Genomic DNA, 25,056 nt, shown 5'->3' on the forward strand with positions numbered 1-25,056 from the left:
CCGTGATATATGCCAGTAAATGTAAATTTTATAATTTTTGTCGCATCTACTCATGATTTAAAAATGGTGGCAATATATGATAAACGAACTGCAAAGGGCACAAAGGACACAAAGAAAGAAGAAGCAAATAAGATTAGTGCAGCCTCACAAATAAATGGTATTAAACTAAAACCAATCTAATTTGCATATTAAAATTTTCTCAATATCTTGTGGGGTGGGCCGAAAAGCCATTGGTGTCAACTTAAGTCAGAAAGCTTATTCCACGGTCATTTTACCCCACCCCTTAATCCCCTCCCCGTTCACGGGGAGGGGAGATTTTGTCGCTAGACAAAAGCGGGGTGGGGTTCCGACGACTTAATTGGTAATTGAGTAGGCTTAATATAACGTCATTGCGAGGGTTTCACGTTAAGTTGACACCAATGGCAACATGAGCGCCCTGATTATGCAATTAGAATGCTGATTAGCTTACCAGTAACTTAAATATATAAACTGCTCAAAAGTCAATGATTCAAACAATAGTTGTCTTTCTCATCATTGGGCTAATTATCACTGGGATTTTAGTCAATCCTATTGTAGTCAAAAGGCGAAGAACCCGTCTCAAACATCGCCCTTTCCCTCCACTGTGGAATGCGATTGTTGAGAATAATCTTCCTATTTATCTATATCTATCTCCCGATGAAATTAGACGGCTTCAGGGACATATTCAAGTATTTTTAGCAGAAAAACAATTTATTGGATGTAAAGGATTACAGGTTACGGAGGAAATAAAACTGAGCATTGCATCTGTCGCCTGTTTACTTTTATTAAATGAACGTGGGCAATACTTCCCTAGACTTCGTTCAATTCTGGTTTATCCCAACGCTTATTTTGTTAAAGAAACGACTTCAATCGGAAAATATGTTGTTGAAGAAAGGCGTGTAGCTAGACTAGGCGAATCGTGGACAAGTGACCAATTAGTACTGTCTTGGGAACAGGTAAAACAAGATATTAATAACTGGAAAGATGGACGTAATGTTGTGCTTCATGAATTTGCTCATCAGTTAGATCAAGAAGATGGCAAAGCTGAAGGAGTTCCTATACTGCAAAAAAACTCAGACTATCCTATTTGGGCAAAGGTAATGACAGAAGCATATCAGCAACTTTGTAATGATGTTCTACAAGATGTAAAGACGGTAATGGATAGCTATGGTGCAACGAATCCCGCAGAATTTTTTGCCGTAGCAACTGAGACCTTCTTTGAGAAACCGCACCAATTGTTGTCTAAGCATCCGGCACTTTATGAGCAGCTGCAAAGTTACTATCAATTAGATCCTGGGCAATGGTCGTGAAATAAATAAGTAGGCAAGAATAAATCACATTATGTCGCAATACGTATGGGTTAAGCATTTCTTTCTGCTCTTTGCGAAAAATTTTACTGAGGTTTGCTTTTTCAGCAAAATACGTGAAATAAAATTGACTTTGGCAAAGAGTTTTAGCCTTAACTTAACTGTATTAGACATCTCCAGAAATTAAATATGCCTTACCCAGAACCCTTGTAGAGACGCAGCAGTACTACATCTCTACATTGTTTTTCGGAGATGTCTATTGCATTATGCCCAGCCATTTTTTGTAGGTTGGGTTTTGCTTTGCTCAAACCAACCTAAGAATCGAGACATTTTTCGATTTGGCGAAGGTATTGTTAAAAATGTTTTACGAATTACGAATTATTTCAACTAGGAGGTTTTCATCGCCAGAATCTTCAAAGCTACTGCTTCAGAGACAGGCATCACCGATAATCGATTTCCTTGTCTCACCAACATTAAGTCTTCATCGCTAAACTTTTGTTTGAGTATTGATAGTAAGATTGGGTTAGAAAAAGTCTCAACGAATTCTACTACAACTGTTTGCCAGCGAGGGGATTCGGAAGTTGATTTCGGGTCGTAGTATTTACTTTTTGGCTCAAACTGACTTGGGTCAGCAATATCTTTTTTGACCACACGCATTAACCCAGCAATCCCAGGATAATTAGTGTTTGAATGATAGAAAAAAGCTAAGTCTCCTTCATTCATTTGGCGCAAAAAGTTACGAGCTTGATAGTTGCGAACACCGTCCCAGATAGTCTGGCTTTGCTGTTGAAGGTCAGCAATGCTATAGGCTTCTGGTTCTGATTTCATTAGCCAATAATTCATCTACAGAAATTATGTATATACAAAAGTATTTGAATTTTGAGCAGGTAAGTAAGTTTGTAGTAAGGACTTTAGTCCTTATTTTCTAAGCACTAAAGTCCTTACTACAAGGCCTCTTGCACTAGCTTAGACATTGTACTAGTGAATATTTGGCTTAACTACGATGAGCTATAACGGCATAAAACGGATCTCCCCCAGCTGCACCCAACCACTGTAATAAACTCGGTAATGTTGATTTCTGAGCTATAACTTCTACGGTTGTAAATCCTGGAACTGAGGCGAAGTAGGCTTTGACTAATTCCACTCGCTGTGCTTCTGAAGCCTCACGCCAAGCTTGAATCGCCTTTTCAAAAAACATTCGGTTAGAAAAGCTGATAATTGCGACACCACCAGGTTTCAGGATGCGGTAAATTTCAGAAAATATTGCTTCTGGATATTGCATATACTGCACAGATACGCAATTGAGAACAGCATCAAAATCTCCACTTGGTAAAGGTAGCTGCGGATTTTCGTTAAGATTTTGCACAAAGTAATGATTTAAGCGAGGATTTCGTGCTAATTCCTCAGCGTTGAGTCCATGTCCTTCTACATGGGCAAACTGCATTTCTTCTGGTAGATGGGACACCCAACTGCTCATCATATCAAGAATGCGGGTGTTGGGTTTCAGGCGATCGCTATATAAATCCGTTAGCTGTTGAATAAATCCTTCATCGACATGGGTAACGAAGCGGGGATAGGCATAGAACAGCTTATCGTCTTTGTCGTCTAATTTCAGGCGTTGATTCGGTCTTAATTGCATAAATCTCTGTTTTGGAGTCCTTTGTTCAAAAAATGCGACAATTTCAGGTATTTTTCAAAAAACACTATGTAACATATTTTAATAACAGCAAGACACATAAACGAGTCTAAATAGCAGCATTCAATTTTATCAATTCAATGTTTTATAAATTACACATCTTGCAACATATTTGGCGAAAAATGCGCCTGGTCGGATTATTACCCTATTTAAGTTTGTTTGTTTGGATACTCCCCTTATTATTATTTACTTCTGGGCACAATAGCCTGATGGCACATGATGAAGCACTTTACGCTTCGCGGGCGCGTCTGATGTTTGATTCTGGTAATTGGATAGCTCCTTGGACAACGGCACATCATAAAACCCCTGGCCCTTATTGGTTAATTGCCAGTTTCTACAAGCTGTTTGGGATGAGTGATACTAGTGCGCGTCTTCCGAGTATGATTGCTAGTATTTTTAGCTTATGGCTTGTGTATGAAATCGGCAAAATTATGCTATGTAAAAAATTAGCTTGGCTTGCTGCTGCTATTTTAAGTGTAGAATTTCTCTGGCTGCAATACTCTCGCTTAAGTACACCTGATGTCACAATGATTTTCTTGGTGCTTTTAGCTATTTGGTCTTTAATAAAAACGGAATTAAATCCTAAATATCGCTATTTTTGGAGTTTTATAGCTGGTTTAAGTTTAAGTTTAGGCTTCTTAATTAGAAGCTTCATGATTTTTTTGCCAATCATAGCTTTATTCCCTTATTTAATTGGAGAACATCGCCGTCATCGTCATCTTACTAACCCAATTTTATATTTAGGCTTTTTCGTCGGTTTAATACCCACTGGTGTTTGGCTATGGTTAAGCTGGCTGCACTACGGAAATCAGAGTTTTGAAGAGTTGCTTCATTTTGTTGTGCAGCTAGGTTCTGAGGATCATTATAATAATGGGCCACTGTTCTATATGTGGAATATCCCTTTAAAATCATTTCCTTGGGCTTTTTTCGGGATTTTAGGTTTAGTTTTAACTCTTCATCATCCCATTGTTCGCTACCAGTTAATATTAGTTGGCTTTCCCCTTGTCTTATTTTGTGAACTTAGTATTTTCACGACTCGTTTTCCTCACTATAGTCTTTGCCTTTATCCGTTTATAGCTTTATTTGCATCTGTAGGTTTAAACTGGTTAGGCAATATTTATCAGACACGAATTCACCGACAATTACCTATTGAAAAAGGTAAAATAAATATATTAATAAAGTTTTTTGCAATAAGGAATCTTCCTCGGAATCTCAGTTATGGCTTTGGTGGATTAGGTATTTTACTTGTGGTAGCGAGTATTGGCGTTTTTAGTTGGGGTAGTTTTGATATTCGCAAGTATGCAACTATTGGCTTGGCTATGGGCTTAGGTTGGTTAATTTTACCTGTGGTGTGGATTAGTCGTTACCACTTTGGCATCAAGTTTCTCACAGCGCGTTATTGGATTGCAGGTTGGTTAATTCCCTGTTGGCTAGCTTTGGCGGCGATGGGTAGCATAGGTCTTTTAAGTGACTATAACCCTGTTTTGAAAACTTTTTTACAACAAAGTGCGATCGCCTCAACTCTCCAATCTCATCCTACCTACTATGTGCAAATAGACCAGAAAACCCAAGTACTGCTTGATTTCTATCTTCCTATTCATGCCCAGCCAGTATCCTCTATTTCGCAAATACCAGCTTTGAGCTATGCTTGGATCTATACTGACCAGTCCCCTAAATTATCTAGACCTCACCGGATTGTCGGCACTGTCAAAGATTACCAATTGCTCCAATTTCTTCCCTAAGTACAGATGCAAAGCAACTATTGCTAAAAAAGATTGATTTAGATATAATATTACGCACACTAAGTATTTTGCTAAATGGTTTCTACATCTAATCATTCCCCATTAGAGTCGTGGCAGCAAAATCTGGCACCATACAATTTGGGCTATAGAATCAAATTAGTCTCACAATTGCTCAGTCGCAAGTTTACAGATAAGCTAGAACCCTTTGGACTTACGCCATTTCACTGGTTGGTGTTGTGCTGTTTGTGGCAAGAAGATGGTTTACCTACTTCTAGTATTGGAGACAAACTCAAACAAGTGGGAGGGACTTTAACAGGTGTACTAGATCGGATGGAAGAACGCGGTTTGGTGCGTCGAGAACGCGACACTCACGATCGCCGCATCTGGCGGATTTGGCTAACGGATGCAGGTAAGGAACTAGAAACTATCTTACCCCCAATCGCCGCCGCAGTAAGGGATGAAGCAATGGACGGTATTTGTTTTGCTGACCGAGAACTGTTTTCCCAAATCTTGAATCGGGCGATCGCTAACCTCTCCTAAAGATAGTCCCACAATCACCCGACCGGGGGAGGTGCTGTAAAGATTTGTTTTGAGATAATATTACGCATACGAAGGAAATAAGATTTTTTTAAGGAAATATTACGCATCCTAAATAAACGACTATTAATCAAATCATCGAACAAGCGAGTTAAGGATCATGAAAGCCAGTACATTTAACGGACGCAACCAAAACAAAACCATAGTTATAGAAAAAGAATTGATTCCTAATTCCGAGACTTTAGAAGCTGTAACCGCAGAAGCACCTGTTGTAACTCCTGAGATCGAGAAAGAAGTTCCACCGAAACGGAAAAAACCGACTGGTTTGATTTTGGCAGGATTAGGTGTGGGTGCGATCGCTGCAAGTACTTTTGGTTATCACTACTGGCAATACGCCTCCACCCACCAGGAAACAGACAACGCCACCGTTGCCGGAAACATTCACCAAGTTAGTAGCCGCATTCCTGGAACTGTAAGTCAGGTGCTTGTGAATGACAACCAACTGGTGCAACCGGGACAGTTGTTAGTGAAATTAGATCCACGGGACTATGAAAGTAAGGTACAACAAGCAGCAGCAGCCTTAGAAAATGCTCGTGGACAGGCCCAAGCCGCCCAAGCAAATATTGCTTTAACTTCACAAACCACCAGTGGTAAGACAAGTCAAGCGCAGGGAGATGTTAGCGGTGCGGTAGCAGCAATTTCTACAGCCCAAGCAGCAGTACAAGAAGCCCAAGCTGGGATACCAGCAGCGCAAGCCCAAGTCAGACTAGCCCAAGCGGGGATTCCCGCCGCCCAAGCGCAGGTAGCGCAAGCCAATGCGAATTTGGAAAAAGCTCAAACAGATTACAGTCGCTACAACGAATTGTATAAAACGGGTGCGATCGCTCGCCAGCAATTAGATACCGCCAAGGCAGCTTATGATGTAGCGACGGCACAAAAAAACGCTGCTATTCAAGGAGTAGAACAAGCCCAAGCTAAGTTAGCCTCTGCCAAAGTTGGTGTAACTCAAGCCCAATCTCAACTAGCACAAGCGCAAGAAAATGTCACCAATGCCCAAGCTAAATTGGCAGCATCCAAGGGCGGATTGCAACAAGCTACCGCAGGCGGACAAGATACAACAGTAAAACGTAGCCAATACGAAGCTGCTAAGGCTGCGATCGCGCAATCAGAAGCATCGCTCAAAGACGCGCAACTGCAACTATCCTACGCCAACGTTACCGCCCCCAGTGCCGGACGAGTCGGTAGAAAAAATGTGGAAATTGGCAACCGAGTTCAATCGGGAACACCATTAATGGCGATCGTGGATAACGAGTATTGGGTAATTGCGAACTTCAAAGAAACCCAATTAGAAAAGATGCGCCCAGGAGAGACGGCAGAAATCAAGCTCGATGCTTTCCCTCATCATACCTTTGTTGGTCGTGTTGAAAGTCTTTCGCCAGCTTCCGGCGCTCAGTTTGCCTTATTGCCACCGGATAACGCTACAGGTAACTTTACCAAGGTTGTCCAACGCATTCCAGTAAAAGTGGTTTTTGACCAAAAGAGCATTCAAGGGTACGAATCGCGGATTACTCCGGGGATGTCTGCGGAAGTTGCTGTGGAAGTCAAGTAATATCATGTACATCAAATTGAACCCCACCCCCAGCCCCTCCCCGCAGGCGGGGTGGGGTTCCAGGTATTATGGTTAATTGCCCGGACATCATTAATACTAAATTGACTGCAAATAAGTGAAAAACCTCTTTCTTGCTATGGCATTCTCCTACATCTGTAGACAGGCGTATAAATATGAGGTGAAATGATATTTGTGAGAGCAGATTGGTATAAAACAAACCTGACATGAAAAAACCGTTACTACCTGCATTAAGGTCAAAAAACTACCAGTTGTTTTTTGCCGGACAAGGTATTTCCCTAATTGGGACGTGGATGACGCAACTTGCGACGATTTGGCTAGTTTATGACTTAACAAAATCACCATTAATGCTGGGAGTTGTGGGATTTTCGAGTCAAATTCCTAGCTTTTTTTTAGCTCCTTTTGGTGGAGTATTTGTAGATCGATTTTCTCGATATCGTACCTTAATTGGTACGCAAGTCTTGGCGATGATTCAATCGTTAACATTAGCGGTACTGGCGCTGACTGGTGTGATTGAGGTATGGCATATCATCGCCTTGAGTTTATGTCAAGGATTTATTAACGCCCTAGATGCACCAGCACGCCAAGCATTTGTGCCAGAACTGGTTGAACACAGAGAAGATTTAGCCAATGCGATCGCCATCAACTCTACCATGATCAACGGGGCGCGACTAATTGGCCCTGCGATCGGAGGTTTACTAATTGCTAGAGTTGGAACTGGCTATTGTTTTTTAATAGATGGTTTCAGCTACATTGCTGTACTCGCCGCTTTATTGGCAATGAAAGTTAAGCCTTGGAAAAATGTGGTAACTGACGGTAATCCCTTACAAAAAGTCAAAGAGGGATTTATATATGCCTTTAGCTTTCCACCCATTCGAGCAGTCTTATTGCTATCAGCTTTAGTCAGTCTCATGGGACTGCAAAACACTATTCTCGTACCAGTTATTGCAGAACAAGTACTCAAAGGTGGTGCAGAAAGTTTGGGTTTTTTGATGGCGGCATCTGGAGTTGGAGCTTTAACTGGTGGAATTTATCTAGCTACGCGCCAAACAATCTTAGGAATTGGTAACTTGATTGCTTTAGCTCCAGCAATTTTAGGATCTGGTCTAATTGCCTTTTCTTTGTCTCGATTTTTACCACTTTCTTTATTTACAATGTTATTTGTTGGCTTAGGTACAATTCTCCAAATTGCTGCTAGCAACACATTTTTACAAACAATAGTTGAAGATGACAAACGCGGGCGATTGATGAGCTTATACACAATGTCATTTTTGGGGATGATTCCCGTGGGCAACTTGTTAGGAGGTATATTAGCCAGTCGTATTGGCGCACCCAACACTTTAATTATTGATGGTATAGCTTGTATTTTAGGTTCTATATTTTTTAGCAGACAGTTGCCTACTTTAAGAAAGATAATGCGTCCAATTTATGAGCAGAAGGGCATTGGAATAAGTAATAAAGCTTAGGATAAAAAAATGCAAAGAGATGGTATAAAATTTATTGGATAAGAATTCCTAACCCAGCAAGACGTTTGCGGAGTCACTACCGATGCGCTATCAGAATCAAGACGCTGTTTATTTATCCGCCAGTTGCACTTCATTCTGTTAGCGATAGCGGGGCGTTTAGCCCATTCTGACTCCTGAATTCTGACTTCTGAATTCTATTTAATAATAATTTTGTTAATTAACTTTTGAACTGGAACAACACTATGGCTAATACAGGTGTAATTCGTCAGCAAGCACCACCAGAACGTGTACCGCTAAGAACCTGGATTGGTGTATTAGCAAGTATGCTTGGTGCATTCATGGCGGTATTGGATATTCAAATAACTAATGCTTCACTGCAAGATATTCAAGCAAGTTTAGGAGCAACTTTAGAAGAAGGTTCTTGGATTTCTACCGCTTATTTAGTAGCAGAGATTGTGGTAATTCCTTTAACAGGATGGTTGTCGCGGGTGTTTTCTCTGCAACGTTATCTGTTAGTGAATACTGCACTATTTATCTTCTTTTCTATATGCTGCGCTTGGTCGTGGAATCTCAATTCCATGATTTTATTTCGCGCCTTGCAAGGTTTTAGTGGAGGAGTATTAATTCCCACTGCTATGACAGTTGTATTAACGACTTTACCCCAATCTAAGCAATCAATTGGACTAGCTGCATTCGGATTTAGTGCAGTTTTTGCGCCTTCAATTGGCCCGACATTAGGAGGTTGGTTAACAGAAAATTTTGGTTGGGAATATAACTTTTATATAAATGTAATTCCAGGTGCATTAATGCTAGCTGGCGTTTGGTACGGAATTAAGCAAGAACGACCCCAAATTAATTTACTGAAACAAGGTGATTGGTGGGGAATTATTGCGATGGCTATTGGGTTAGGTTCCCTGCAAGTTGTATTAGAAGAAGGTAGCCGCAAAGATTGGTTTAGTTCAGCGCTGATTTTGCGCTTAAGTGTAATCGCAGTAATTTTTTTGGCGATATTTTTCTTTATAGAATTAACTCGTAAGCAACCATTTATTAATTTACGACTTGTGTTTAGGCGAAACTTTGGTTTAGCCAGTATTGTTAATGTGTCGCTGGGGGTTGGATTGTATGGTTCAATTTATATTTTACCGTTGTATCTTGCCCAAATTCAAAAATACAATGCGCTACAAATTGGTGAAGTATTAATTTGGGCTGGTATTCCTCAACTTTTTATTATTCCTTTAATACCCAAATTGATGCAACGCATTGATGTACGGTTAATGGTAGCTGTTGGTGTAACTTTGTTTTCCATCAGTGCATTTATGAACTCTGGAATGACTAATCAAACTGGATTAGATCAGTTACGCTGGTCGCAATTTGTGCGTGCAATGGGACAACCCCTAATTATGGTACCGCTAACTTCTATCGCCACTGCTGGATTGAGTCCACAAGAAGCAGGTTCAGCAAGTGGTTTATTTAATATGATGCGGAATATGGGCGGTTCTATAGGAATTGCATCTTTAGCAACTTTATTAACTAACAGAGAGCAATTTCACTCGAATAGATTGGGTGATGGGATATCTTTATATAACCCAGAAACTCAACAGCGAATTGACCAATTGACACAGTATTTTGTCAGCAAAGGAGCAGATTTAAGTACAGCGCAAAATCAAGCGATCGCATCTATATCTAATATAGTCCGCCGGGAAGCTTTTGTAATGGCGTTTAACGATTGTTTCTACTTTATTGGCATTGCTTTATTACTCAGTGGAATTGCCATTTTATTCTTCAAAAAGGTGAAGCCAAGTGGTAACGCTGTCGCTCATTAAATTTGTTGTATGGGTTACAATATTTGATAAAACTACTAAGGTACTAAAATGGTCATTAGCCAAAGTGAGTACTATATCTCTCCAGAAAAATATCTAGAAGGCGAGAAAGTAAGTGAAATTAAACACGAGTATATTGATGGGCAAGTCTACGCAATGGCAGGGGCAAGTGATGCTCATGTTACAGTTAGCATGAATGTATCTATGCTGCTGCGAAATCATCTCCGGGGTAGTGGTTGCCGTGTCTATATGTTAGACATGAAAGCACAAATTGATGTCATCAACCGCTATTTATATCCTGATGTAATGGTAACTTGCGATACACGAGATAGAGAGTCTGAATATTTTAAGTCCTATCCTTGTTTAATTATTGAAGTACTTTCTGAGTCAACAGAAAGCTTTGATAGGGGAAAGAAATTTGCTAGTTATCGACACTTAGAATCACTACAAGAATATGTACTAATTTCACCAGACCAAATGAGTGTAGAATGCTTCCGTCGCAATGAACAAGGACAGTGGGTACTTTACCCTCATGAAAAAGATCAAGAAGTGCATTTAGCTAGCGTTGATTTTCGGTGTGCGATGCCTACGGCGGGCTACGCCTACGCAGAAATATATGAAGATGTATTACTAGCGTCCTAATCTAACATTTCTGGATCAATTCCTAAAGCATTGAGTTGTTCAACAGAGAGCGATCGCAATTTCTCTACAATTCTCTCACGCTTTTGTCGCTCAACTTCCGCCCGTTCTTCACCCGTTAGCAGCAAATTTCCTTGTGCATCCCACCAGCGTAACCAAGGTAACTCTGCATTCTGATAAAATCCCTGCCAGATTCCCAACTCTACCCCTAAAGGAGCAATCGGGTAATGTCCCCGTTCATTGGGTTTCATTAGTTGATAGGTATTATCGATTAGGTGATACACCTCAATCTGAGCTTTTGCCACTTCATAAATCCCATAATAAGGGACTCGAATCGCCTGCTCGTAAACCCAAAATTTACCAACATTCCCACCTTCACCTTGAGATGGCGGCGTTTTATCTCGTTCTTCGGAACCATCGCCAGAGACGAATTCCAGCGCCATCAACGGCGCGATGTACTCCTTCCATAGCACATAAGAACGGCGCATTTTACCATCCAGAGTAGGTGGTACATTCGGTACATAAAACCAATCAGGTGCTTCAGCGCCTTTTTCAGGAGGATCTGTCAATCGCCAGTAGATACCAGAATCTTGTCCAATACAATATTGTCCGTCAGGATGGCGTTGTTCTAAAACTGGTTTAATTGAATCTGTAATTAAGATGCTTTGCGGATGCTCCTGAAGATTTTTCACAAATGTACCATCTGAGTCTGGTAACTGAGTGTGATCGGGTAAAGTTAATGCCGATAGGGAAGTCACGTCGCTTCGCTCCGAATTCAAAATTCAAAATTCAAAATTCAATAATTTTTAATCCCCATAAGTAAATCTATGGGCAAGTCAACGAGAGACAACCAAGATTATATTTGTATTGTATCAAGAAAGGTAGAAGGCACGAGGAATTTATTTGATCAGAATTTCTCCTCTCAGATTTGAATTTTGAATCTTTCAATCCAAAATTTAAAATCCAAAATCAGAGAATTGAATAGCGTTAATATTGACTACAATTTTGCTTTCGAGACTTTTTCAATTTGCCCAGTAAAGTATGCTTCTTCATGTTTGAGTTTTTGTGCTAATTCCAACCCTTTTTTAAAAGCTGTTAATGCTTGAGGAAAATCTTTGTGTTCTAGATACAATTGCCCAATTTGGTCATAAGCTTGCATCATCCCGTAAAAGTTGGCGGCTTGCGTCTGTGTCTGCACAAGAATTTGACTAGCCCGCAAAGCCTCGTCTATTTGTCCTTGAGAACGGTACAGCGCAATTAACTTTTGCAAAGCGTCACCAGCACGAACGTACTCGCGTAATTGCCAAGCAGTGGTATAAGCTTCTTGATAATTTTGAAAAGCTTCTAGCAGTAAGTTAGGATCTTTTTTGGCTAGAGATTCGTAATTTGCAGCGATCGCTAGCTTTAATTCGGGGATTTCAGTAAGATTATTTTCACTAGCGTAAATTTCTACTAGTTTATTAAGTACATTCAATGACTGCTGCGGTTGTTGTGTCTGCTCGTAAATGTAAGCCAGCCGTTGCAGATATGTTACCTCGTTTACACGTTCACCTTGAGAAGTCGCTAAACTCAATAATTCCTCGTAGACTGGGGCGGCTTTGGTATAATCAAACCAAGTTAAATGTAGTTCCCCAATTGTCTTAAGCATTTCTACTACTGCTGTTGTATCTTTTTGCTGTCGCACCACTAACAAAACTTTGTCGTAAGCTTCTACAGCTAGTTTAATCGATCGCACATTTTGGTAAGCTTGGGCTAGCGATCGCCATAATTCCAGATTCACTTGGGCAGTTGTTTTCTGGGATTGCGCCTGCTTTTGAATTGCTTGCAATCGCTGTGTAATATATTGTACTTCCTCCCCATCATTTTGCTTCCAAGCGATCGCCCCGACTCGTGATAGTGCTTGCACCTCTGCTAAAGAACCTAAAAAGCGCCGCAAGCGAAGTTCTCGGTTCCAAATTTCAAACGCCGCCACCCGATCTCCTGCTTGCAGTTTCACTGCTGCTTGTTGATTTAAGGCATCCAGCGCTGGTTCTAAGTTTTGCTGTTCTTGGAGAGTTAACGGCTGTTTATCCTTGGGCAAACGTGGTAGCAGTGGATCGGGTGTGGTAATTTCTAGGGGATTAGGAGGAAATTTATCCGGTGGTTTGGGCTTTTTAGTCTGTGCCAGCGTTAAGGAGTTGCTAAAGAGGATAGCGGCAGTCAGAATTACAATTAAACGCCTGAGCATGGGTACTTTACCTTGCCTTGAGTGAGTTGTATGAGGTCAATATTAAGTTAGGAGTTAACGCCGTGTGCAACTTTCTCTCAAACCTAACCCCCAACCCCTTCCCTGCAAGGGAAGGGGAGTAAGAATCAAAGCCTCTCTCCCTGTGGGGGAGAGGTTTGGAGAGGGGTTTCAATCCTAAGTTGCACATCGCGTGAGATAGGAGTTTTCCCTTTTTGAGCTTCTGTTAATGATCGTTCGCGTGTCAAACTGTCAATAGCATCACCCAAAGCAGTAGTAAGGCTATTGCGGGTTTGGGCGTGGTTATCTTGTTCAGTTTTCAAAGCTTGCAAAAGGCGATCGCGTTCTTTGATCGCGGCGATGAGTTTAGCTTGCAACTCCTCCACAGATTTTAGTTGTTCTATCTCTCGTTGAATCGCTGTTATTGATGTCTCAGCAGCCAGTGTCTCGAACTCAAAACCCCGGAGTTTATGCAAGTCTGCCTTGAGAGATGCGATCGCCTGTTGGGACAGTTGGGCATCTGTGCGGCGTTGTTCTGCTTCTGTGTTGTAAAGCTGTCGCCATTTTTGGGCACTTTCCCAAGCCGTATCGCGATCGCTCTGAAGTCCCGCCATCTGCTCTCTAAGTACCTGGATTTCTGTCAACCACTCATGTGTAAAATCTTGATTCATAAATTAAATAGTCATTTGTCATTTGTCATTTGTCATTGGTTATGGGTTATTGGGCATTGGGCATTGGTTGTTTCTCCCCCCCCATCTCCCTATCTCCCTCATCCCCCGGTTGGTGAGCGAAGTCGAACCACATCTCCCTCATCTTCCCCTGCTCCTTGCCCCCTGCCCCCTGCTCCTCCTGCCCCCTGCCTCCCCTCTCCCCACTCGGTATTATTGCGGTAAAAAGATAAATGCGATCGCTACGCAAAATTTGGCACAGTAGTTAAGAAACCTAACCAGTTTTAACTCTAAATTATGCCAAAGCCTCGTTTTTTTCGCTTCTTTCGCCATCTCAATTGGCGCACGCTCAAAAAAACTTTTGCTAGGACAATGGAAAGACGACTTTTGGGACTAGCCTCAGAAATCGCCTTCAATGCCATGTTATCGCTGTTTCCAGCAATTCTTGCTCTGATTACAGCCATTGGCTTATTGGCAGAATCTTTGCAAGCTACCTTTAAACAACTAGCAGCCCAACTCAGTCAAGTCCTACCCGAACAAGCCTTGATTCTAATTCGTGATTTTGCAACCACAGAAATTACCAATTCTAGAAATAGTGGCTTATTTTCTCTGAGCTTTGTCTTAGCAATTTGGACTGCTTCTGGGGCGGTTAGTACTGCAATGACAGCCCTCGACCAAATTCATCAAATTCCTTCAGAAAATATGCGCCCCTTTTGGAAAGCCAAGCTCGTCTCTTTGGGATTAACAGTTGGTACTATGTTGCTTTTAGTGCTGGCTTCTTTCTTAGTGTTTACCAGCGATTGGCTTTTGGGAATGGTAGTGCGCGAAAATCGTTCCTTGATCGTCTTATTGCATCTTTGGCAGCTGTTGCGCTGGCCTTTAGCTTTGAGTATTGTTGCTGTCGCTTTTGGCTTTGTCTATCGCTATGGGCCAAGCCAGTGGAACTCAGGCACGCCAATGATGCCTGGAGCAATTTTGGCAGCTGTTTTCTGGGCAATGTTGTCTGCCCTATTTCGGCTTTATGTGGCGAATTTTGGCAATTATAATAAAGTATATGGTGCTGTAGGGGCTGTGATAGTTTTAATGCTCTGGCTGTCGATGAGCGCTGCTGTACTGTTAATCGGCGATCAGTTGAACGTGACAGTCGGTGAAGATATGCGCCTCAAAGCGCAGTCACAATCTAACGAAAAATATTAATTTGTAAATCCTTGAGAAAACTTTTGCAAAAGCTCTGTAGGGGAGTAGAATGTCTAACGATTCAATGCAAAATTAGCGATCGCCTTCATGCCAGATTCTCCTCCTCGGTTTTCTATGATTGAACCTGATACTAAAGCACCCACCTTGAAGCGCCTGCGTCAGTTAAGTCGGCTGCTAGATAATGTTATTACCATTCCTGGTACAAAGATTGGTTTTGGTCTAGATCCAATTTTAGGACTTATACCTATTGGTGGTGATTTTTTGGGAGTCATGTTTTCTAGCTACATCATCCTAGAAGCAGCGCGGCTGGGTGTCTCTAGAGCCACTTTAGGCAAAATGGTTGTAAATGTGATCGTTGATGGCTTGGTAGGCACTGTCCCCGTTTTGGGAGACTTTTTTGATTTTGCCTGGAGAGCTAACACTAATAATATCAAGCTATTGGAGGAATACTTAAAGTTTCCCAGCGAGCAAAAGAGTGCAGACAGGTTGTTTATCATTGCCCTTTTGGTTGGATTGTTGCTGATCTCTATTCTTTTAGTAGCATTACCCGTGATCCTAATTAGAATGCTCTGGAACGCTTTAACTGGTGGTTAAATTATTGATAGATAATGGAATGAAAGATTGGTGGCAAGCTACTTTTCCCAAGGGGCGGCAAAGTTTAATTATTACTGATGCTAAAGGGTATCCTATACAAATTTCTTATGGCGAAAAAGGTAGAGGCAAACCGCTAATTCTATTACATGGCATGGGTAGTTGGAGTTATAATTGGCGACACAGCGTCACAGCATTATCTAAATATTTTCGGGTAATTTGTTTTGATGCCAAAGGTTTTGGTTTTTCGGAAAAACCATTGTCTCGGAGAGAACACAACGGTCATCAAGTTATTGAGTTTCAAAGAATTATTCAGGCATTATGTGATGAACCCGCAGTGATTGTGGCTGAATCTCTGGGGGGATTAGTTGCCCTGGCTCTTGCTCAAGAAAATCCGCAGTTAATCGGGCAGCTTATAGTAGTAAACGTACCTGTTTTTGCCAAACGTCTACCCCATTGGTCTATGGGATTACTTGCCCAAACTCCTTTAGAAATCATCCAAGCAATTGACTGTTTACGTCTGCCATATTTGTTTGCACCTCTATTAAGAGAAATTATGGCAATAGAAAGACGTGGAGTATTATTTGATCCGTCAATTTTGACAAAAGAAGATGTCTATTGGATAACTTACCCGTTTATTGAATTTCCTGGTACGATTGTCAAAGTTGCCGAAGAGTTACAAATAGCAGCGCGAGAAATTGAGAATTTGCAAGCAAATAAGCCAAATATGCTTACCAAAATTCAAAATAACCTCAGTGCAATTAAGTGTCCTACACTAGTTTTGTGGGGCGATCAAGATAGTTGGTTTCCTGCTACTCATGGTGAAAAATTACATCAGCATATCCCAAATTCCAAATTAAAAATTTTGTCTAACTGCTATCATGACGCTTCAACTGGTGCTTCTAAAGAGTTGAATGCAGCGATTCTGGAATTTTTACGGGATGGTGAGACTGTATTAAATAATTCGTAATTCGTAATACTTCGGCTTACCTCGGCTTCGCTCGGCACAAGTCGCTCAGTACAAGTTCGTAATTCGTAATTAAGTAATGCATTAGGGGATTTTAACCCTACCGCAAAACTTGTCGCGCAATATAAGCGAGGGACTTAGACCCCTCAAAAATGTTAAGGCCGCTTGATGGCTAAAGTAAGCCCATCGGCAATGGGGACAAGGGAAAGTGTTACCCGTTCATCATGATGTAACTTCTCATTGAGTGCCCGAATCGATTGGGTGCTTTCATCTTGATTTTCCGGGTCAGCAACTTCTCCTGACCATAAAACATTATCAATCGCAATCAATCCACCTGGACGCAACAATTGCAGCGATCGCTCATAATATCCATCATAATTTTCTTTATCAGCATCAATAAAAGCAAAATCAAATGTCCCGCCTTGGCCAGTTGCCAACAGATGATCTAAAGTCTCTAAACCTGGAGCCAATCGTAGATCGATTTTATGGGCAACTCCGGCTTCTTGCCAATATCGGCGAGCGATCGCAGTAAATTCTTCGCTCACATCAGCAGCGATAATTTTACCATCATCAGGCAGTACTAAGGCAACTGAGAGTGAGCTATAACCTGTAAATACACCAACTTCTAGAGTTTTCTTGGCTCCAATCAGCTGTACTAATAGGCTCATAAACTGCCCTTGTTCTGGTGAAATCTGCATTGTGCTTCTGGGATGGCTAGCAGTTTCTTGGCGCAACTTCAAAAGAATCTCTGGTTCCCGCAGTGAAACGGATAAAAGGTAATTATAGACTTGCTCGTCAAGGCCTATAGACTGTTTTGGCATAGTAGATGAGAGAATTGCAATAATCTACAGTTATACTATCGCCTAAAAGTGGTTTATCAAACATCCGACAAGAGGACTTTTAAAAGTCTCCTTATCGGTATCAAAAGTTCTAGATCCCCCTAAATCCATGCCACTTGCTTCACTACAGCGCAACTCTTGGAGACGCTTCGCGTTAAGCGAAGCTATGCCGTTCGCGCAGCGTCTCGTAGAGAAGGCTTTACGCGCATCCTGCGGCGGGGGAGACCCCAAGACCGCAGTGGCTCCCCGATAAATTGGGGGACTTTAAGAAGTTTTCCCCCCTTTTTAAGGGCAGGGCTGTTTCGTTCCCTCTTAAACAGGATTTGTCAAGATAGTTAGCGATAAAAATCATAAGTATGAGTAGCGACTGAATAGACTTTTAAGCACATAAACAACAGTGTAATTATCTGTTCTCTCGACACGCTCTTAGCAAAATAATCAAATTTAAATTGCTAGAACTCTTGATTTTTAAAGCCTTTTAGGGAATGAATCGGCCCTGCCCTTAAAAAGGGGGACTTTGAAAAGCTTTTGCCCCCCAATTTATCGGGGGGTTGGGGGGATCAAAAGGCTGTGGGGCAACTCTCCAAGACTTGTGTGTAGACTGTAGCTCCCATATTTGGGATTCGGGGAGCTAGAATTTCAAAGTCCCTCTCCCAGATTTGGGAGAGGGATTTAGGGTGAGGGCGAAAACTACGGTTCTCAACTTAGATGAGGTTTATATATTTTGTTGAAGGAGGTAGGACGAGCAAATCAGTAAGGGATTCGACCCCAACTGATTTTAAGCCACTGAACTTTCGTAAGAAAGCGGCAAGCTGACGCAACAGTAGGCATTGGTATCAACTTAACGTGAAACCCTCGCAATGGCGTTATATCAAGCCTACTCAATTACCAATTAAGTCGTCGGAACCCCACCCCGCTTTTGTCTAGCGACAAAATCTCCCCTCCCCGTTCACCTACCGTGTATACACAAGTCAGCAGACCTCTCCCCAAACCCCTCTCCGACGCGGAGAGGGGCTTTGAATCTTACTCCCCTTCCCTCGCAGGGAAGGGGCTGGGGGTTAGGTCTGGGAGCGCTTTGAGCAAAATAAGTCACTTGTGTGTACACGGTAGCCTTTTTAAGGGGGGTTGGGGGGATCAAAAGCTTATGGGGCAACTCTCAAAGACTTGTGTGTACACCGTAGCCCTGTGAACGGGGAGGGGATTAAATAATTCGTAATTCGTAATTCGTAATTCGTAATTAAGTTTTGTGACGGGGATTTAGACCCCGACCCAAAACGCGCTGTCTGTAGAGACAGGGGACTTAAACCCCCAAAGTTCGTTAAAAAACAGATAGAAGAATAGAAGCGATTTCCCCCTGTTTAACTTATTGTAGATATTGTTAGTCTGCAATCCTTGACTAAGAATTTTAGATTTTAGATTTTAGATTATTTCGGTTCATGCCCCACCCGAAGTTAAGTGAAACAAATCCTCTCATCCCAAATTGAAAATCATAATGCCCCGTACCGCAAGTGGCGCGGGGTCAATCCAAAATCGCAAACTTGTACTGAGCGACTTGTGCCGAGCCTGTCCTGAGCGTAGCCGAAGGGCGAAGCCGAGGTAAGTCGAAGTATTGGGAATTGGGAATTGGGAATTGGGAATTGGGAATTGGGAATTGGGCTATTAATTTAGTTATTCTTTACTCCCCCTGCTCCCTGCTCCCTGCCCCCTTCTCTCTGTACAATGCCCAATGTCCCACCACATTGTAAAGACTTCATAAACAGATGTGATGTTTCCGTATATATTGTTCCCTTTGATTGCCTAATCCTAACTATTGGGTTTTTTCTTCTAAAAGGGTATCCGTAACCAACGAATTACAGCATCGAATAAACGATCGCGCCATGAAGGTGTCCGCCAGTTTTTTCCGTGGTATTGTTCCACCAACTGGCGACCCAAGGGAGTGAGGCGAAAACTATCTGTAATCCCCTGTCCATCGACTTCTCGCCGCAATACACCCACTTGGATCAGCCAGCCCAAGGCGTTATCACAGGCTAATTCTGATAAAGGGCGTTTGGTATAGCCCTGTTTGAGTCCATTTTCCAGAGCGATCGCGGTTAATGATACACTCTGGTGTCCCATGACTTCAAATAAAGATACATTGAAGGGTGAACACACTAGCGATCGCTCGGCTCTTTCTACTGTGCTTTGAGGATAGACAAAAATATTTGGATTTTGGGAATCAGCAGCAGCCATTGTGTAGGGGGATAAATTTTCTTCTAAAAAAGATTAATTCAAAAATATATTTTTTCTTGTACTGTATACCTCATTTAACCAAAATTAGTTACTTAAAGTATAGGTTTGCTATTTTTTAGTAATTAAACCACGTCTATCTTGAAACCTGTAGTTCAACTCTAATGAATAAGGATTTGCCCTCATCCCCCAACCTATCCCCCATATCTGGGATTCGGGGAGCTAGAATTTCAAAGTCCCTCTCCCAGATATGGGAGAGGGATTTAGGGTGAGGGCGAAAACTACGGTTCTCAACTTAGATGAGGTTTATAATCTCTACCTTCTGTCTTCTGCCTCAAAACTCGTAGCTCTTTGTATTTCATCCAAAATAAAACTGCTGTAAATAGGTAGGCGCAACGTACTAAACTATTACTTTGATCAATTATGAGTATATCGGTAACTGTGTGGTGTATATGTGAAGTATTAATGTGGATATAGGCCAATACGCTTAGGTTAGTGATATTTTGTCTAACCCAGACCACTTGCTTGAATTGGAGAAAATTCAGACCTTGCAGACTCGCTAACGCTTTTAGTGGCTCCTCTTTTTAAGGAGGGTTAGGACGATTAAGCCTTAACTAGAATGTATTGGGATATAGACACATCACAATAACTTGAATTATAGGAAATACTGATGGAACGTTCAAAATTAATTGCTATTCTTACAGGTGCGATTTCGATTATTTTAGCGATCGCTTACCTGATCTTAGTCCAACTGCTGGACTACCGAGACATGAAACCCGCCCCCATCAGCCAATCTGACCAAGTGCCTGTGATTATTTCTGTTTTTCGGCAGATTGACAAAATTACCGAACTGTAGTCTATATTTTGCTGACTTTTAGAGACGCAATCAATTGCGTCTCTTGTGATTAATGTCAATAAGTAAAAACTCATGCTCGCTATTGATTAAAGCAACGATTGATTCATAGATAAAAAGTAATAGTTATTATTCATTAGTCAAATGGTCAATTATATAAGATTTATTTAGAGTATTTATCTCAGATTTGTTTCAATAAAGTAATTCCATTTTTACAGATATAACGGTAAGCTGTTTTAACAAGATTAAATAAAAATAAATTTGCCTGATTTGCGATAGCTGGGTTTACAGGGATCAACGCGAGTTGAACTAAAACCCCAGATTTTTGATGAAAACTATAGAGGTGGGTTGATGGCTCAGTTTCTACTTGAGACTGTTTGGCTAGTTCCTTGCTATGCCTTAATAGGTGGCTTGTTAGCTGTGCCTTGGTCGCCGGGAATCATTCGGAAAACGGGGCCAAGACCGGCGGGTTATATAAACTTGGTGATGACATTTTTGGCGTTTGTACATAGTGCGATCGGTTTACAAGCAACTTGGAATCAACCAGCCCAAGAAGTATTTATTCCTTGGTTATCTACAGCTGGTTTAGACCTCACCATTGCTTTAGAAATATCCTCAGTGAGTGTCGGCGCTTTAGTTGTGATTACTGGTTTGAATTTGCTGGCGCAAATTTATGCCATCGGTTACATGGAGATGGATTGGGGTTGGGGACGCTTCTATTCCTTATTAGGATTATTTGAAGCAGGATTGTGTGCCCTAGTTCTGTGTAATAACTTGTTCTTCAGTTATGTAATTTTGGAAGTCCTCACACTGGGAACTTATCTACTAGTTGGCTTATGGTTTAGCCAGCCGTTGGTAGTCTCAGGTGCAAGAGATGCTTTCTTAACCAAGAGGGTGGGAGACTTATTCTTGCTGGTGGGCGTGTTGGCATTATGGCCCCTAGCTGGAACTTGGAGTTATCCAGAACTAGCGAAGTGGGCGGCTACTGCTAACGTTAACCCAACAACAATGGCATTGGTAGGTTTAGCCTTAATTGCTGGGCCAATGGGTAAATGTGCCCAGTTCCCACTGCATCTGTGGTTGGATGAAGCAATGGAAGGCCCAGTTCCCAGTACAATTTTGCGGAATTCGGTAGTAGTTGCTAGTGGTGCATGGGTGCTGATTAAACTGCAACCTGTGTTAAGCCTGTCGCCCATAGTTTCCTCCGCTATGGTGGCTATCGGGGTAGTGACATCGATAGGTGCTTCTTTAATTGCGATCGCTCAAATTGATCTTAAACGCTGCCAATCCTATTCTGTCAGTGCATACATGGGTTTAGTATTCATCGCCGTAGGAACGCAACAATATGAAGCGGCGCTGTTATTAGTACTTACCCATGCTATATCCGCAGCCCTGTTAGTAATGAGTACTGGAGGAATTATTTGGAATAGCATTACCCAAGATGTCACCCAATTAGGCGGGTTGTGGACACGTCGCCCGATTTCAGCAATAGCCTTTATCGTCGGCACTTTGGGGTTAATTGGTTTTCCACCACTGGGTAGCTTTTGGGCGTTAGTAAAACTAGCTGATGGGTTGTGGGAAACGCAACCTTTGTTAGTGGGAGTAGTGATAACAGTAAATGCTTTGACAGCAGTGAGTTTAACTAGAGAATTCGGTTTAATTTTTGGTGGTAAAGCCAGACAAATGAGTCAGCGATCGCCGGAAGCACACTGGCCGATGATTTTGCCAATGGTAATTTTACTTGCCTTTAGTCTACATCTTCCTTTAGTGTTACAAAGCTTATCACTTTTACCGGATTGGGCAACTCTAAATAAAGATGTCGTACTACTTCTAATTTGGTCGAGTATTTCCGGTTGCAGCATCACTGGTGTGGTTTATTTAGGCAATATTCCTAAACCAATTCGTCTCCCTTGGAAAGGTTTACAAGACTTGTTCGCATACGACTTTTATACCCCCAAACTCTATCGAATAACCATTATTTTTGGCGTTGCCAAAATTTCTCAACTTGCCGATATGATTGACCGCCTTGTAGTCGATGGTATCGTTAATTTGGTTGGTTTATTTTCGCTATTAGGTGGCGAAGGTTTAAAATACAGCACCTCTGGACAAACTCAGTTTTACGCCTTCACCGTCCTACTAGGAGTGAGCATTTTAGGAATGTGGGTAGCTTGGCCATTTTGGGGAGTGCAGTTTTTAAATGTGATTTCTCAAATTTCGACAGTTGGGTAGTTAAACACCGTTTTATTACAAGCAAGCAGACAGTTTCGTTTAATATTTGCAGGATAATTTCATGAGCATACAACATCCCCAAATCAATCTTTCCAGAAGAAGTTTATTCAAGTTTGGTGCAGGTGCGATCGGTACAGGTGTACTGACAGCCGGACTTAGCTCAAACTTACTTGCAGCCGAAAAACCCCCAGCAGCCCCAGCAGAAGATGATATTACCCCGGATAAGGCATTGCAAGAATTATTAGAAGGGAATGAAAGATTTGTTAAAAGAAAACGTAAAAATCCTCATCAAACTTATTCACGTTTAGTCGAAGTTGCCAAAGGTCAAAAGCCCTTTGCTTCGGTTTTAGGATGTGCAGATTCACGAGTCCCTTCAGAGATTGTTTTTGACCAAGGACTTGGAGATTTATTTGTCTGCCGTGTAGCTGGTAATATTGCCACACTAGAAGAAATTGGTAGCCTAGAATTTGGCAGTTTAGTATTAGGCTCCAAAGTTATCATGGTAGTAGGACATGAAAGATGTGGTGCAGTAGATGCCGCAATCAAAGGCGCTCAAGTACCAGGACAAATTGGAAGTTTGCTTGCAGCAATTAAACCAAGTGTAGAAAGTTCAAAAGAACAATCAGGAGATAAGTTAGAAAACGCTTGTAAAGCAAATATTTTGACGCAAGTTAAAAAGTTGAAATCATCGTCAGTTTTATCTGAGTTAATCAAGGCAGAAAAACTGAAAATAGTCGGAGCTTATTACGATTTAGATACAGGCAAAATCAGTATGGTAAATTAGCTTTTTTGTCCTTTGTCATTGGTCATTAGTCATTGGCTAAGAGTAACTAATAAAGGACAAAGGACGAAGAACAAAGGAGAAAGGACAAAGGACGAAGGACAAAGGACAAAATTACCATGTTAAGTGTTTTGATTTGGCTCCCAATTTTAGCTGCGGCTCTCATAGCAATATTACCTGCAAGTATCCCTAATTATCGTATTCGTTTAACAGCATTAATTTTGTCTGGGATAGTTCTTTTTTGGAACCTGTTTATCCTGCTAAAATTTGATATCAGTAATCCAGGAATGCAATTTAAAGAGTACTTGCCCTGGAATGAAACACTTGGTTTGAGCTATCAAATAGGTGTTGATGGGCTTTCTATATTAATGTTGGTGTTAAATAGCCTACTCACCTGGATTTCTATTTACAGCAGCAGTCAACAAACTGAACGCCCCCGGCTCTTCTATTCCATGATTTTATTAGTGAGTGGAGGGGTTGCAGGTGCTTTCCTCGCTGAAAATTTACTGCTATTCTTCCTATTTTACGAACTAGAATTAATCCCCTTCTACTTACTAATTTCCATTTGGGGAGGGGCAAAACGGGGTTATGCTGGGATTAAATTCCTGATTTATACTGCGGTTTCGGGAGCATTAATTCTGGCAACATTCTTGGGTATGGTGTGGCTGAGTGGTTCTACCAACTTTGCTTTTGATTCAGTCTCTACAGAAAACCTCTCAACAGCAAAACAAATCCTTTTACTAGCAGGAATAGTGTTAGGTTTTGGCATTAAAATTCCCTTAGTTCCCTTCCATACTTGGCTACCCGATGCTTACGTTGAGGCTTCAGCACCAATTGCCATTCTTCTCGGTGGCGTGTTAGCAAAGCTGGGAACTTATGGACTGCTGCGATTTGGTTTGGGGATGTTTCCTCATGCTTGGAGCATTATTGCACCAACTTTAGCAATTTGGGGAGCAGTCAGCGCTATGTATGGGGCAGTAATTGCGATCGCTCAAAAAGATATCAAGCGCATGGTAGCATACAGTTCCGTCGGTCACATGGGTTATATCTTGCTAGGTGCTGCCGCCAGTACTCCCTTAGCACTTGTTGGTGCAGTCGCCCAAATGTTTAGTCACGGTATCATCCTGGCAATCCTTTTCCACTTGGTGGGAGTCGTAGAAGCCAAAGTTGGTACCCGCGAGTTAGATAAACTCAATGGTTTGATGAGTCCCATACGCGGCTTACCTCTAATTAGCGCCTTACTGGTTTTAGGTGGAATGGCTAGCGCCGGTATTCCCGGTTTAACAGGATTCATTGCGGAATTTATCGTCTTTCAAGGTAGTTTTTCTGCCTTTCCCATCCCGACTATTTTGTGTGTAGTTGCTAGTGGATTAACCGCAGTTTATTTTGTTATCCTCCTCAACCGCACTTGTTTTGGCAAACTCGATAACTTCGCCTACTATCCCAAAGTTCTTTGGTCTGAGAAAATCCCAGCTTTAATTTTGGCAGCTTTTATCATCTTTTTGGGAGTACAACCCACTTGGTTAGTGCGTTGGAGTGAATCTACAACTACAACAATGGTGGCTGCAATTCCCTCATTAGAAAAAACCGTAATCTCTGAAGTAGTCGCTGAAATAGGAAATAGATAAA

At 41.6% G+C, this 25,056-nt stretch carries 21 protein-coding genes and 1 pseudogene; 15 read left to right on the forward strand and 7 right to left on the reverse strand.

Annotated features, from left to right (window positions below; translation table 11 throughout):
- Positions 1-9 precede the first annotated feature (9 nt).
- Together HWQ36_RS32595 and HWQ36_RS32600 are read left to right on the forward strand one after the other, a co-directional pair.
- Entirely contained in the window at positions 10-180 is a 171-nt protein-coding gene (locus HWQ36_RS32595; protein WP_292710757.1) for a hypothetical protein, read from the forward strand.
- Between the two features lie 323 nt (positions 181-503).
- Entirely contained in the window at positions 504-1,328 is an 825-nt protein-coding gene (locus tag HWQ36_RS32600; RefSeq protein WP_292710760.1) for a M90 family metallopeptidase, read from the forward strand.
- A gap of 384 nt (positions 1,329-1,712) precedes the next feature.
- Here HWQ36_RS32600 and HWQ36_RS32605 read toward each other — a convergent pair whose 3' ends face one another.
- On the reverse strand, positions 1,713-2,168 hold the full coding sequence (locus HWQ36_RS32605) for an EVE domain-containing protein (RefSeq protein ID WP_292710763.1): 456 nt from the start codon (positions 2,166-2,168) through the stop codon (positions 1,713-1,715).
- A 151-nt stretch (positions 2,169-2,319) separates the two neighbouring features.
- Positions 2,320-2,964 carry a class I SAM-dependent methyltransferase gene (locus tag HWQ36_RS32610; RefSeq protein WP_292710765.1) on the reverse strand — a complete coding sequence of 215 codons (645 nt, stop codon included), beginning with the start codon at positions 2,962-2,964 and terminating at the stop codon, positions 2,320-2,322.
- Between the two features lie 137 nt (positions 2,965-3,101).
- On the opposite strand from HWQ36_RS32610, the gene HWQ36_RS32615 reads away from it, so the two are divergent.
- The 6 genes from HWQ36_RS32615 (at position 3,102) to HWQ36_RS32640 (ending at position 10,855) form a co-directional block, all read left to right on the forward strand.
- Positions 3,102-4,763: a glycosyltransferase family 39 protein gene (locus HWQ36_RS32615; protein ID WP_292710768.1), complete on the forward strand. Its 1,662-nt coding sequence runs from the start codon at positions 3,102-3,104 to the stop codon at positions 4,761-4,763.
- 75 nt (positions 4,764-4,838) lie between these two features.
- Positions 4,839-5,303, forward strand: a complete 465-nt coding sequence (locus HWQ36_RS32620) for a MarR family transcriptional regulator (protein WP_292710771.1) — start codon at positions 4,839-4,841, stop codon at positions 5,301-5,303.
- A gap of 157 nt (positions 5,304-5,460) precedes the next feature.
- Positions 5,461-6,909, forward strand: coding sequence for an HlyD family secretion protein (locus HWQ36_RS32625; RefSeq protein ID WP_292710774.1), 1,449 nt, complete (start codon positions 5,461-5,463; stop codon positions 6,907-6,909).
- A 224-nt stretch (positions 6,910-7,133) separates the two neighbouring features.
- The gene (locus HWQ36_RS32630) at positions 7,134-8,393 is read left to right on the forward strand and encodes an MFS transporter (RefSeq protein WP_292710777.1); all 1,260 of its coding nucleotides are present in this window, start codon (positions 7,134-7,136) and stop codon (positions 8,391-8,393) included.
- Positions 8,394-8,635: 242 nt separating this feature from the next.
- Complete coding sequence (locus HWQ36_RS32635) at positions 8,636-10,216, forward strand: DHA2 family efflux MFS transporter permease subunit (protein WP_292710780.1); 1,581 nt, start codon at positions 8,636-8,638, stop codon at positions 10,214-10,216.
- 48 nt (positions 10,217-10,264) lie between these two features.
- Positions 10,265-10,855, forward strand: coding sequence for a Uma2 family endonuclease (locus tag HWQ36_RS32640; protein ID WP_292710782.1), 591 nt, complete (start codon positions 10,265-10,267; stop codon positions 10,853-10,855).
- Here the strand turns inward: HWQ36_RS32640 and HWQ36_RS32645 are convergent.
- The 3 genes and pseudogenes from HWQ36_RS32645 to HWQ36_RS32655 form a co-directional block, all read right to left on the reverse strand.
- Positions 10,852-11,610 carry a Uma2 family endonuclease gene (locus HWQ36_RS32645; protein ID WP_292710785.1) on the reverse strand — a complete coding sequence of 253 codons (759 nt, stop codon included), beginning with the start codon at positions 11,608-11,610 and terminating at the stop codon, positions 10,852-10,854. The genes HWQ36_RS32640 and HWQ36_RS32645 overlap by 4 nt on opposite strands.
- Before the next feature lie 239 nt (positions 11,611-11,849).
- Positions 11,850-13,079: a hypothetical protein gene (locus HWQ36_RS32650; RefSeq protein ID WP_292710788.1), complete on the reverse strand. Its 1,230-nt coding sequence runs from the start codon at positions 13,077-13,079 to the stop codon at positions 11,850-11,852.
- Between the two features lie 227 nt (positions 13,080-13,306).
- Positions 13,307-13,747, reverse strand: a pseudogene (locus HWQ36_RS32655) (hypothetical protein); the annotation flags it as partial.
- A gap of 294 nt (positions 13,748-14,041) precedes the next feature.
- On the opposite strand from HWQ36_RS32655, the gene HWQ36_RS32660 reads away from it, so the two are divergent.
- The 3 genes from HWQ36_RS32660 (at position 14,042) to HWQ36_RS32670 (ending at position 16,502) form a co-directional block, all read left to right on the forward strand.
- On the forward strand, positions 14,042-14,941 hold the full coding sequence (locus HWQ36_RS32660; RefSeq protein WP_292710790.1) for a YihY/virulence factor BrkB family protein: 900 nt from the start codon (positions 14,042-14,044) through the stop codon (positions 14,939-14,941).
- An 87-nt stretch (positions 14,942-15,028) separates the two neighbouring features.
- Positions 15,029-15,535 (forward strand): DUF4112 domain-containing protein, encoded by a 507-nt coding sequence (locus HWQ36_RS32665; protein ID WP_292710792.1) that lies wholly within the window; start codon positions 15,029-15,031, stop codon positions 15,533-15,535.
- Positions 15,536-15,554: 19 nt separating this feature from the next.
- Positions 15,555-16,502 (forward strand): alpha/beta hydrolase, encoded by a 948-nt coding sequence (locus HWQ36_RS32670; RefSeq protein ID WP_292710923.1) that lies wholly within the window; start codon positions 15,555-15,557, stop codon positions 16,500-16,502.
- A gap of 152 nt (positions 16,503-16,654) precedes the next feature.
- On the opposite strand, the gene HWQ36_RS32675 is transcribed toward HWQ36_RS32670, so the two are convergent.
- Positions 16,655-17,320: a class I SAM-dependent methyltransferase gene (locus tag HWQ36_RS32675; RefSeq protein WP_292710795.1), complete on the reverse strand. Its 666-nt coding sequence runs from the start codon at positions 17,318-17,320 to the stop codon at positions 16,655-16,657.
- A 1,842-nt stretch (positions 17,321-19,162) separates the two neighbouring features.
- Positions 19,163-19,567, reverse strand: a complete 405-nt coding sequence (locus HWQ36_RS32680; RefSeq protein ID WP_292710798.1) for an Npun_F0494 family protein — start codon at positions 19,565-19,567, stop codon at positions 19,163-19,165.
- Between the two features lie 667 nt (positions 19,568-20,234).
- Here HWQ36_RS32680 and HWQ36_RS32685 point away from each other — a divergent pair.
- The 4 genes from HWQ36_RS32685 to HWQ36_RS32700 all read left to right on the forward strand — a co-directional run bounded on the left by HWQ36_RS32685 (position 20,235) and on the right by HWQ36_RS32700 (position 25,055).
- On the forward strand, positions 20,235-20,420 hold the full coding sequence (locus HWQ36_RS32685; RefSeq protein ID WP_292710801.1) for a hypothetical protein: 186 nt from the start codon (positions 20,235-20,237) through the stop codon (positions 20,418-20,420).
- 348 nt (positions 20,421-20,768) lie between these two features.
- Positions 20,769-22,646, forward strand: a complete 1,878-nt coding sequence (locus tag HWQ36_RS32690; RefSeq protein WP_292710804.1) for an NAD(P)H-quinone oxidoreductase subunit F — start codon at positions 20,769-20,771, stop codon at positions 22,644-22,646.
- Positions 22,647-22,707: 61 nt separating this feature from the next.
- Positions 22,708-23,430 (forward strand): carbonic anhydrase, encoded by a 723-nt coding sequence (locus HWQ36_RS32695; protein ID WP_292710806.1) that lies wholly within the window; start codon positions 22,708-22,710, stop codon positions 23,428-23,430.
- Between the two features lie 116 nt (positions 23,431-23,546).
- Entirely contained in the window at positions 23,547-25,055 is a 1,509-nt protein-coding gene (locus HWQ36_RS32700; protein ID WP_292710809.1) for an NADH-quinone oxidoreductase subunit M, read from the forward strand.
- The last annotated feature ends 1 nt before the right edge of the window (position 25,056 follow it).

The organism is Nostoc sp. NMS2 (genome assembly GCF_017115105.1).
GTDB lineage: Bacteria > Cyanobacteriota > Cyanobacteriia > Cyanobacteriales > Nostocaceae > Nostoc.

What these genes read in the sequence shown, in the direction of transcription:
- HWQ36_RS32595 (WP_292710757.1), top strand. Translation starts at nt 10, where the DNA reads ATGCCAGTAAATGTAAATTTTATAATTTTTGTCGCATCTACTCATGAT.
- HWQ36_RS32600 (WP_292710760.1), top strand. Translation starts at nt 504, where the DNA reads ATGATTCAAACAATAGTTGTCTTTCTCATCATTGGGCTAATTATCACT.
- HWQ36_RS32605 (WP_292710763.1), bottom strand. Translation starts at nt 2,168, where the DNA reads ATGAATTATTGGCTAATGAAATCAGAACCAGAAGCCTATAGCATTGCT.
- HWQ36_RS32610 (WP_292710765.1), bottom strand. Translation starts at nt 2,964, where the DNA reads ATGCAATTAAGACCGAATCAACGCCTGAAATTAGACGACAAAGACGAT.
- HWQ36_RS32615 (WP_292710768.1), top strand. Translation starts at nt 3,102, where the DNA reads ATGTTTTATAAATTACACATCTTGCAACATATTTGGCGAAAAATGCGC.
- HWQ36_RS32620 (WP_292710771.1), top strand. Translation starts at nt 4,839, where the DNA reads ATGGTTTCTACATCTAATCATTCCCCATTAGAGTCGTGGCAGCAAAAT.
- HWQ36_RS32625 (WP_292710774.1), top strand. Translation starts at nt 5,461, where the DNA reads ATGAAAGCCAGTACATTTAACGGACGCAACCAAAACAAAACCATAGTT.
- HWQ36_RS32630 (WP_292710777.1), top strand. Translation starts at nt 7,134, where the DNA reads ATGAAAAAACCGTTACTACCTGCATTAAGGTCAAAAAACTACCAGTTG.
- HWQ36_RS32635 (WP_292710780.1), top strand. Translation starts at nt 8,636, where the DNA reads ATGGCTAATACAGGTGTAATTCGTCAGCAAGCACCACCAGAACGTGTA.
- HWQ36_RS32640 (WP_292710782.1), top strand. Translation starts at nt 10,265, where the DNA reads ATGGTCATTAGCCAAAGTGAGTACTATATCTCTCCAGAAAAATATCTA.
- HWQ36_RS32650 (WP_292710788.1), bottom strand. Translation starts at nt 13,079, where the DNA reads ATGCTCAGGCGTTTAATTGTAATTCTGACTGCCGCTATCCTCTTTAGC.
- HWQ36_RS32660 (WP_292710790.1), top strand. Translation starts at nt 14,042, where the DNA reads ATGCCAAAGCCTCGTTTTTTTCGCTTCTTTCGCCATCTCAATTGGCGC.
- HWQ36_RS32665 (WP_292710792.1), top strand. Translation starts at nt 15,029, where the DNA reads ATGCCAGATTCTCCTCCTCGGTTTTCTATGATTGAACCTGATACTAAA.
- HWQ36_RS32670 (WP_292710923.1), top strand. Translation starts at nt 15,555, where the DNA reads ATGAAAGATTGGTGGCAAGCTACTTTTCCCAAGGGGCGGCAAAGTTTA.
- HWQ36_RS32675 (WP_292710795.1), bottom strand. Translation starts at nt 17,320, where the DNA reads ATGCCAAAACAGTCTATAGGCCTTGACGAGCAAGTCTATAATTACCTT.
- HWQ36_RS32680 (WP_292710798.1), bottom strand. Translation starts at nt 19,567, where the DNA reads ATGGCTGCTGCTGATTCCCAAAATCCAAATATTTTTGTCTATCCTCAA.
- HWQ36_RS32685 (WP_292710801.1), top strand. Translation starts at nt 20,235, where the DNA reads ATGGAACGTTCAAAATTAATTGCTATTCTTACAGGTGCGATTTCGATT.
- HWQ36_RS32690 (WP_292710804.1), top strand. Translation starts at nt 20,769, where the DNA reads ATGGCTCAGTTTCTACTTGAGACTGTTTGGCTAGTTCCTTGCTATGCC.
- HWQ36_RS32695 (WP_292710806.1), top strand. Translation starts at nt 22,708, where the DNA reads ATGAGCATACAACATCCCCAAATCAATCTTTCCAGAAGAAGTTTATTC.
- HWQ36_RS32700 (WP_292710809.1), top strand. Translation starts at nt 23,547, where the DNA reads ATGTTAAGTGTTTTGATTTGGCTCCCAATTTTAGCTGCGGCTCTCATA.